The following is a 7576-nucleotide window of genomic DNA, read 5'->3' on the forward strand; positions in this document are numbered from 1 at the left end:
GCGCCAAACCAGATGCGCCAGGAGCTTCCATACGAACTGGACCAACGCCCGATTGCCGCCGTCGTCATCAGTTCCCAGCTGGCCTACGGCTCGGTCGGAAACAATGTCATCGCGCGGTTGATTGAACGGGCCGGGCACCGGGCAGTCTGTGTACCGACCGTCGTGTTCAGTAATTTACCTCACTACCCGACGCTGGCCGGGGGGCCGCTGCTGGACTCGTGGCTGGTTGGCATCCTGGATGATCTCTTGGCACGCGATGTGCTCAGAGACGCATCCTTCGTCTGCGTCGGATACCTGGCCCATGCTGGTCAGGCACAAATCGTTGGGGAATGGTTCGCGAAATTGCGCCAGACCAACCCCGGGGTCCGGCTGCTTGTCGATCCGGCCATGGGGGATCAGGACGTCGGTCTCTACACGTCTCTGGAAGTGGTTAATGGCTATATCCAGCACCTGCTTCCACTGGCCAACGCACTCACACCCAACAACTTCGAACTTGACCTGTTGACCGAAGGCCAGACCCACACGTCCGTCGAGGAAAAAGCCCGCTCACTGCTGACGCCGGATCTTGAATGGGTGGCGGTGACGAGCGCGGCGCACCACGAGGCGAATGATTCTAACGTTCATACGTTCGTGGCCACACGCGAAGAAACTTTTCGGGTGAAGACTCCGTTCATCGAAAGCCGAGCAAAAGGGGCAGGCGACTTCTTTGTGGGCACTATCGTGGGAGCGCTGCTTAGCGGTAGTGCATTGACAGACGCGATCGCCGGTGCCGCCGGAGAGACCGCAACGGCTTTGGCAGGGCAGGATCCGTGGTTCAGTCCTAGGACGCAAGCAAAATAATATAGCCTATCGGTGGGCCAACCGTAGTCCCGGCACATCAGAAGCATCGGTCCGGGCGGAACTAGGTGCCTGGCTGGGACCTATGGGAGGGCGTCCGGAGCGATCTGCGGGGATCCAAGAGCAGTGAGCCAGGGGAGTTGTGCGTGAGCCCGGCTTGGTACCGGGGGAGGCTGGTCGATGCTCAGATCCGCACCGGTGCGGGTCGGACACCAAACTGTGGCCATTGGATGGTTTACTCGGGACGGACGGCCGCGTTTTGGGAGGCTGGTCGGGACTTGTTCGAGGGTCTTTTGCGTGGTCCGGTAGGACTGTGGATTTTGTGGGGGGGGAAGCGCAGTGTCGGGCCGCGCCGAACACTATGGGTAGTGTTAGCGTCTATCGACATCCTCCATATGTTGTGGTCCTGTGCGGGAAGCTCGACACGCCGTGAAGAACGACACGCCAACCATTTATTCTGAGACTTACTACTCCACAGGTTGTGGATAGGTTCTCGGTTTCGTTGGATTCACGGGGTTTAAGCGGCACGATTTATCCACAGGCCTTGTGGACTTCGCGTCCGTCGAATAACAGGGGTGTAATACATCATGTTGGGGTCTAACCCCCAAGGCCCCACTAGATGTAGTATTGAATCAGCTGGTGAGGCCTAGTGCTTGTGAATCTCGAGTACAGAGAAAAACGCTAATCTTCACCTTTCGAAGGCTTCTAGCCGCCGGACCACAAACGTTCATATGCGCCTCTCTAGGGGAGCAAGCATAGGGAACCAGCTACATCACATACACGGATTTTTGCACGAGGGGATTTACGGATATGACCGTCACGGTTTACACGAAGCCAGCATGCGTACAGTGCAATGCAACGTACCGAGCTCTTGATAAGAAGGGCATCGTCTACCAGAGTGTTGACATTTCGCAGGATCCTGCTGCCTTGGAGCGCGTTCGTGCCCTGGGTTACATGCAGGCCCCTGTAGTGATCACCGAGGCCGATCATTGGTCCGGCTTCCGTCCGGACAAAATCGAGGAGCTAGCCCAGGGCTTGGCTTCATCCGTGGCGTAATCCGCCCCCCAGTTTTACCAACTCCAGCAATTCGAGGCGATCAAAAATGCCGAGTTCAGCGTTGGCCACACCACCAATGCATGATCATGCCGTTCCGGCGGAGGTACATACCAACAGCAACTTGATCTATTTCTCCTCGGCTTCCGGGTATACACACCGGTTCGTCGAGAAACTGGATCTTGATTGCGAGCGCATCCCGTTGCGTCCCCGCGACCCTGGCTTGGTGGCAGACAGCCCGTTTGTTCTTCTCCTTCCCACCTATGGTGGGGAAAAGGGAGAGCGTTCGGTCCCGCCCCAAGTTGTCAGATTCCTTAACGATGCACGCAACCGGAACCTGCTGCAGGGCGTCGTAGGCGCAGGAAACACTAATTTTGGAACCACATATTGCTTGGCGGCAATCAAGATTGCAGCCAAATGCAATGTTCCGCTTCTGTATAAATTCGAACTGATGGGCACTCCAGAAGATGTGACCCGCGTTCGCGAAGGATTGGAAGTCTTTTGGACACGAAAGTCGCAGAACCTGAAATGAAGCAGGATTCGAAGGAATTGCCGGCCGCTTTTCAGGGCCTGGGTTACCATGAGCTGAACGCCATGCTGAATCTTTACGATTCTGAAGGGCGAATCCAGTTTGAGGCCGACCGTGCCGCGGCACGTCAGTACTTCTTGGAACACGTCAACAACAACACCGTGTTCTTCCACGATCTTGACGAGAAGCTCGAATACTTGGTCAAGCACGAGTACTACGAGAGCGAAACTCTCGACCAGTACACCCGGAACTTCATCCGCGATCTCTACCGCGGCGCCTACGCGAAGAAGTTCCGCTTCGAGACCTTCCTCGGTGCCTTCAAGTTCTATACCTCGTACACCTTGAAGACCTTTGACGGCAAGCGTTACTTGGAGCGCTACGAAGACCGCGTCTGCATGGTTGCCTTGCATCTAGCTCGCGGCAACGAAGAGATGGCCGTCGCCCTGGTCGACGAGATCATTGAAGGCCGCTTCCAGCCGGCAACCCCGACGTTCCTGAACGCTGGCAAGGCCCAGCGTGGCGAGCTCGTTTCCTGCTTCCTGCTTCGCATCGAAGACAACATGGAATCAATTTCCCGCGGCATCAACTCCTCGCTGCAGCTGTCCAAGCGCGGTGGCGGTGTTGCCCTTTCGCTGACCAACGTCCGCGAACACGGCGCTCCGATCAAGCAGATCGAGAACCAGTCTTCCGGCGTCATCCCCGTGATGAAGCTTCTCGAAGACAGCTTCTCCTATGCCAACCAGCTTGGCGCACGCCAGGGTGCTGGCGCGGTGTACCTCAACGCCCACCACCCGGACATCCTGCGTTTCCTGGATACCAAGCGTGAGAACGCCGATGAAAAGATCCGCATCAAGACCCTGTCATTGGGTGTTGTGGTTCCTGACATCACCTTCGACTTGGCCCGTAAGAATGAGGACATGTATCTGTTCTCGCCTTACGACGTCCAGAAGGTTTACGGGGTGCCGTTCAGCGACATCTTCGTTACCGAGAAGTACTACGAGATGGTCGATGATGCCCGCATCAAGAAGACCAAGATCAACGCGCGCGAATTCTTCCAGACCTTGGCAGAGATTCAGTTCGAATCCGGTTACCCGTACATCATGTTCGAGGACACCGTAAACCGCGAGAACCCGATCAAGGGCAAGATCTCGATGAGCAACCTGTGCTCGGAGATCCTGCAGGTCTCGACTGCCTCGGAATACAACGAGGACCTGAGCTACGAAACCGTGGGCAAGGACATCTCTTGCAACCTCGGTTCGATGAACATCGCCAAGGCGATGGACGGCAAGAACCTCGCTGGTTCCATCGAGACCGCCATCCGCGCCCTGTCGGCAGTGTCCGACATGTCGTACATCAACTCGGTGCCTTCGATTGCCCAGGGCAACGCCAAGACCCACGCCATTGGCCTGGGGCAGATGAACCTGCACGGCTACCTGGCTCGCGAACGCGTCTACTACGGTTCGGAAGAGGGGTTGGACTTCACCAACATCTACTTCTACACCGTGGTCTTCCACGCGCTGCGTGCTTCGAACCTGCTGGCCATCGAGAAGAACGAAACCTTCGAGGGCTTCGCTGACTCGAAGTATGCCTCGGGCGAGTTCTTCGACAAGTACACCGATCAGGAATGGGTTCCCGCCACCGAGCGTGTACGTGAACTCTTCACCGGCATCGACATCCCTACCCAGGACGACTGGCGTGCGCTGAAGGCTTCCATAATGGAGCACGGCATCTACAACCAGAACCTGCAGGCTGTCCCGCCGACCGGCTCGATCTCCTACATTAACAACTCGACCTCCTCGATCCACCCGGTGGCAGCGAAGATCGAGATCCGCAAGGAAGGCAAGATCGGCCGCGTGTACTACCCGGCTCCGTACCTGACCAACGACAACCTGGAGTACTACCAGGATGCGTACGAAATCGGTTACGAGAAGGTCATCGACACCTACGCGGTCGCCACGCAGCACGTTGATCAGGGTCTGTCCCTGACCTTGTTCTTCAAGGACACCGCCACCACGCGTGACATCAACAAGGCTCAGATCTACGCATGGCGCAAGGGCATCAAGACGCTCTACTACATCCGTCTGCGTCAGATGGCTCTCGAAGGTACCGAGGTTGAGGGCTGCGTTTCCTGCGCACTCTAAGAGCTGCTGATTTACCACCGGTTGTCAGTTAGCGATAGCGTGACAATCGAATGTGTACGACGGCGGGTAACCACCCGCCGTCGTACACGCACCCGCAAAACCCAAAAACTTTAGTAAGAAGAGGGACGGAAATGACTGAGAAGCTGAAGCTGGCCAGCCACGTCGAAGCGATCAACTGGAACCGCATCCAGGATGACAAGGACGTCGAGGTTTGGAACCGGCTGGTCAACAACTTCTGGCTGCCGGAGAAGATTCCGCTGTCCAACGATGTCCAGTCGTGGGGAACGTTGACCGAGGCCGAGAAGCTGCTGACCATGCGCGTCTTCACCGGCCTGACCCTGTTGGACACCCTGCAGGGCACCGTTGGCGCCGTCTCGCTGATCCCGGACGCACTGACCCCGCACGAAGAGGCTGTGTACACCAACATTGCCTTCATGGAATCGGTTCACGCCAAGAGCTACTCTTCGATCTTCTCGACCTTGGCCTCCACCAAGGAAATCGACGAGGCATTCCGCTGGTCCACGGAGAACGTAAACCTGCAGAAGAAGGCCCAGATCATTGAGGGCTACTACTACGGCGAAGATCCGCTCAAGCGCAAGATCGCTTCGACGCTGCTCGAGTCGTTCCTCTTCTACTCGGGCTTCTACCTGCCGATGTACTGGTCCTCACGGGCCAAGCTGACCAACACGGCCGACATGATTCGCTTGATCATCCGCGACGAGGCCGTGCACGGCTACTACATCGGCTACAAGTACCAGAAGGGCCTTGAGCTCGAGGGGGTCAGCGAAGAGCGCAAGCAGGAGCTGAAGGACTACACCTTCGAGCTGCTCTTCGAGCTCTACGAGAACGAGGTCCAGTACACGCACGATCTTTACGACAGTGTCGGCCTGGCCGAGGACGTCAAGAAGTTCCTGCACTACAACGCCAACAAGGCGCTGATGAACCTGGGGTACGAAGCCATGTTCCCGGCATCGGTTACCGATGTTAACCCGGCAATCCTTTCGGCGTTGAGCCCGAACTCGGATGAGAACCACGACTTCTTCTCCGGCTCCGGCTCTTCCTACGTGATCGGCAAGGCCGTGAACACCGAAGACGAGGACTGGGACTTCTAAGTCCAGAACCACTCGGCGTTCGGCCAGGGCGGTAGTTTCCACCAGGAAACCACCGCCCTGGCCTGTTTTATGGGTCTCGGGCCGTGACCCAGGCTCGTGGATTCTTGGCAGGAACCTCGCGCCATAATTACGCGTGTGTCCGAGGCTGATCTTCGGGATCGTCCGAGGTGAAGCTGCAGGCACCGCGCCTTTGATTTTGTGGTGATCTTGGCGCCGGCGCCCCGTACCCGGCTGCAAGCTAGGGAATGACTGCGTTTGTAGCGGCCGTCCCCGTCGAGGCGACAAAATTTGGGGTCAACGCCGAGAAGGCGCAACTCCAGCCGGTTTCTCGGCGGATGAAGGCTTCGGTGACCCATTCGTCGGCCGCAAACGCCGTGCCCTTCCACCTGCCCTTGTTGGTGCCGTGCGCCAGCACCACAGCCACATCGTCATAGATTCTTGCCTCGAGGACTTCGAAGGCCATTTCGGAGTGTGTCAGGTTTCCTGATTCAACGGAAGCGAGGAACCCCTCCCGTTTTCCGGGTCCACCTTCGGGCGTGACCATAATCCAGTCCGGTTCGGCAAAGGACCCGATCCGTACTGCATTGTTGGCCACAATGGCTTCGGCCCACTGGTCGAGCAGTGTCTGGAAGATTGCGAGCTCGGCGTTTCCCATGTGGCTATTATTGGCTCGCACCTTCCGGCAGTCAATGAGAGACTCAGGACTCGCTGCGAGGGCATGCGCCACCACCGGGTTGCAGTGGGATCTGACTTCCGGAAGTCGTCCACCAGCGATTTTTGATACCTTCCCACATTTTGCGCAAGCAGCCTATATCTCGTTCACCGAGCGGCGTCCGGGTCCTCCGGTGCGTCGTCACGCCGCTCGCGAATCAGCTCCTTGTTGCGCAGTAAACGTAGCGAAGTGACCAGCAGCAGGCCGCCAATAATATTGAACAGCAGCGTATAGCCGAACCAGCCCAGCCAGTCCAGGTAGTCCACCGGGACCCCGGCATGGATGGCCCCGAATATCAGCAGTGAATCCAGGATGGAGTGGAACAGCTGCAGCCCGGCAAGTAGGAATCCACAAGCCACGGCCACCACCATTTTTGCAAGATCCGATTCCGTGCCCTGCTGCATGCGAGTCATCAGCGTGATGGTGCTGCCGCCCAGCACTGCCAGGCAGAGAGACTGCCAGCTGAATCCGGCCTCCACGAAGTGCCGGGCCGCGGTTTCCAGTTCGGGCGTCCACTGCGGGAACGCCTGCACCACGATCCACATGAAGACCCAGCCGCCGACCAAGTTCGTCAGCAGCGTGCCTCCCCAAAGCTTGGCGAGCTGCCCTCCGCCGGCTTCCTTGGCTGCGACCGCGGCGATAGGGACCAGGAAGTCCTCGGTGAATAGTTCGCTCTTGGCCAGCAGCAGGGCAACGAGTCCAATGCCGAAAGCCAACCCCGCCAACAGGTGGTTATGGGTCTCGTGCATGACCGCCAGATAGGCCATCACGCCTATGCCGACTTCCATCCCGCCGAACGTCCCGGTCACCAATATCGTGGTCCAGTTCCGGGCCAGACGTTGGGCGCCCTCCTCGACAATTCGGTTGAAGGACTCCTCGATTTCCTCTTCGACAGGGGCATCGTTGTCCCCAAGCTGTCGCCTGCGTTCGTCTCCACTCACAGTGTCGGCCTTTCCGCTGTTGCAAGGTGTTGAACTCTCTGGAGTCCGTCGGCGATTCCTTGGCGTGCGGCGTAGTAGTGGGTGTGCCCCGTGAAGCGTGCCGTGGATCGTCGGCAGGTTTGAGACAACATTAGCCGCTCGTGCCGCCTTGTCGGTGCTGATTTTTGGAAGTATTTTCAACTCCGAGGCGGATGAGCGGATCGACTTGGCGCGTGGCAGCGGGCGGCTTAGGAGGCGGCAGCTTTCTTGGT

7 protein-coding genes are annotated in these 7576 nt (G+C 57.9%); 5 read left to right on the forward strand and 2 right to left on the reverse strand.

Annotation, left to right across the window (positions count from 1 at the left end):
- Window positions 1–12: 12 nt before the first annotated feature.
- The 5 genes from ADIAG_RS17845 (at window position 13) to nrdF (ending at window position 5672) form a co-directional block, all read left to right on the forward strand.
- Window positions 13–840, forward strand: coding sequence for a bifunctional hydroxymethylpyrimidine kinase/phosphomethylpyrimidine kinase (locus ADIAG_RS17845; RefSeq protein ID WP_007272831.1), 828 nt, complete (start codon window positions 13–15; stop codon window positions 838–840).
- 807 nt (window positions 841–1647) lie between these two features.
- Window positions 1648–1893, forward strand: a complete 246-nt coding sequence (gene nrdH / locus ADIAG_RS17850; RefSeq protein ID WP_007272832.1) for a glutaredoxin-like protein NrdH — start codon at window positions 1648–1650, stop codon at window positions 1891–1893.
- Between the two features lie 46 nt (window positions 1894–1939).
- Window positions 1940–2422 carry a class Ib ribonucleoside-diphosphate reductase assembly flavoprotein NrdI gene (gene nrdI / locus ADIAG_RS17855; protein ID WP_007272833.1) on the forward strand — a complete coding sequence of 161 codons (483 nt, stop codon included), beginning with the start codon at window positions 1940–1942 and terminating at the stop codon, window positions 2420–2422.
- Window positions 2419–4560 carry a class 1b ribonucleoside-diphosphate reductase subunit alpha gene (nrdE, locus tag ADIAG_RS17860; protein ID WP_007272834.1) on the forward strand — a complete coding sequence of 714 codons (2142 nt, stop codon included), beginning with the start codon at window positions 2419–2421 and terminating at the stop codon, window positions 4558–4560. The genes nrdI and nrdE overlap by 4 nt, the downstream gene beginning before the upstream one ends.
- Window positions 4561–4691: 131 nt before the next feature.
- Window positions 4692–5672 (forward strand): class 1b ribonucleoside-diphosphate reductase subunit beta, encoded by a 981-nt coding sequence (gene nrdF / locus ADIAG_RS17865; protein WP_007272835.1) that lies wholly within the window; start codon window positions 4692–4694, stop codon window positions 5670–5672.
- 238 nt (window positions 5673–5910) lie between these two features.
- On the opposite strand, the gene ADIAG_RS17870 is transcribed toward nrdF, so the two are convergent.
- Together ADIAG_RS17870 and ADIAG_RS17875 are read right to left on the reverse strand one after the other, a co-directional pair.
- Window positions 5911–6327, reverse strand: a complete 417-nt coding sequence (locus tag ADIAG_RS17870) for a nuclear transport factor 2 family protein (RefSeq protein ID WP_007272836.1) — start codon at window positions 6325–6327, stop codon at window positions 5911–5913.
- Window positions 6328–6491: 164 nt separating this feature from the next.
- Window positions 6492–7325 (reverse strand): formate/nitrite transporter family protein, encoded by an 834-nt coding sequence (locus ADIAG_RS17875; protein WP_007272837.1) that lies wholly within the window; start codon window positions 7323–7325, stop codon window positions 6492–6494.
- Window positions 7326–7576 lie beyond the last annotated feature (251 nt).

The sequence above is a fragment of the Paeniglutamicibacter gangotriensis Lz1y genome (genome assembly GCF_000348945.1).
Classification (GTDB): domain Bacteria; phylum Actinomycetota; class Actinomycetes; order Actinomycetales; family Micrococcaceae; genus Paeniglutamicibacter; species Paeniglutamicibacter gangotriensis.

Coding starts and splice junctions, on each gene's coding strand:
- nrdE (WP_007272834.1), top strand. CDS start 2,419: ATGAAGCAGGATTCGAAGGAATTGCCGGCCGCTTTTCAGGGCCTGGGT.
- nrdI (WP_007272833.1), top strand. CDS start 1,940: ATGCCGAGTTCAGCGTTGGCCACACCACCAATGCATGATCATGCCGTT.
- ADIAG_RS17870 (WP_007272836.1), bottom strand. CDS start 6,327: ATGGGAAACGCCGAGCTCGCAATCTTCCAGACACTGCTCGACCAGTGG.
- ADIAG_RS17845 (WP_007272831.1), top strand. CDS start 13: ATGCGCCAGGAGCTTCCATACGAACTGGACCAACGCCCGATTGCCGCC.
- nrdF (WP_007272835.1), top strand. CDS start 4,692: ATGACTGAGAAGCTGAAGCTGGCCAGCCACGTCGAAGCGATCAACTGG.
- nrdH (WP_007272832.1), top strand. CDS start 1,648: ATGACCGTCACGGTTTACACGAAGCCAGCATGCGTACAGTGCAATGCA.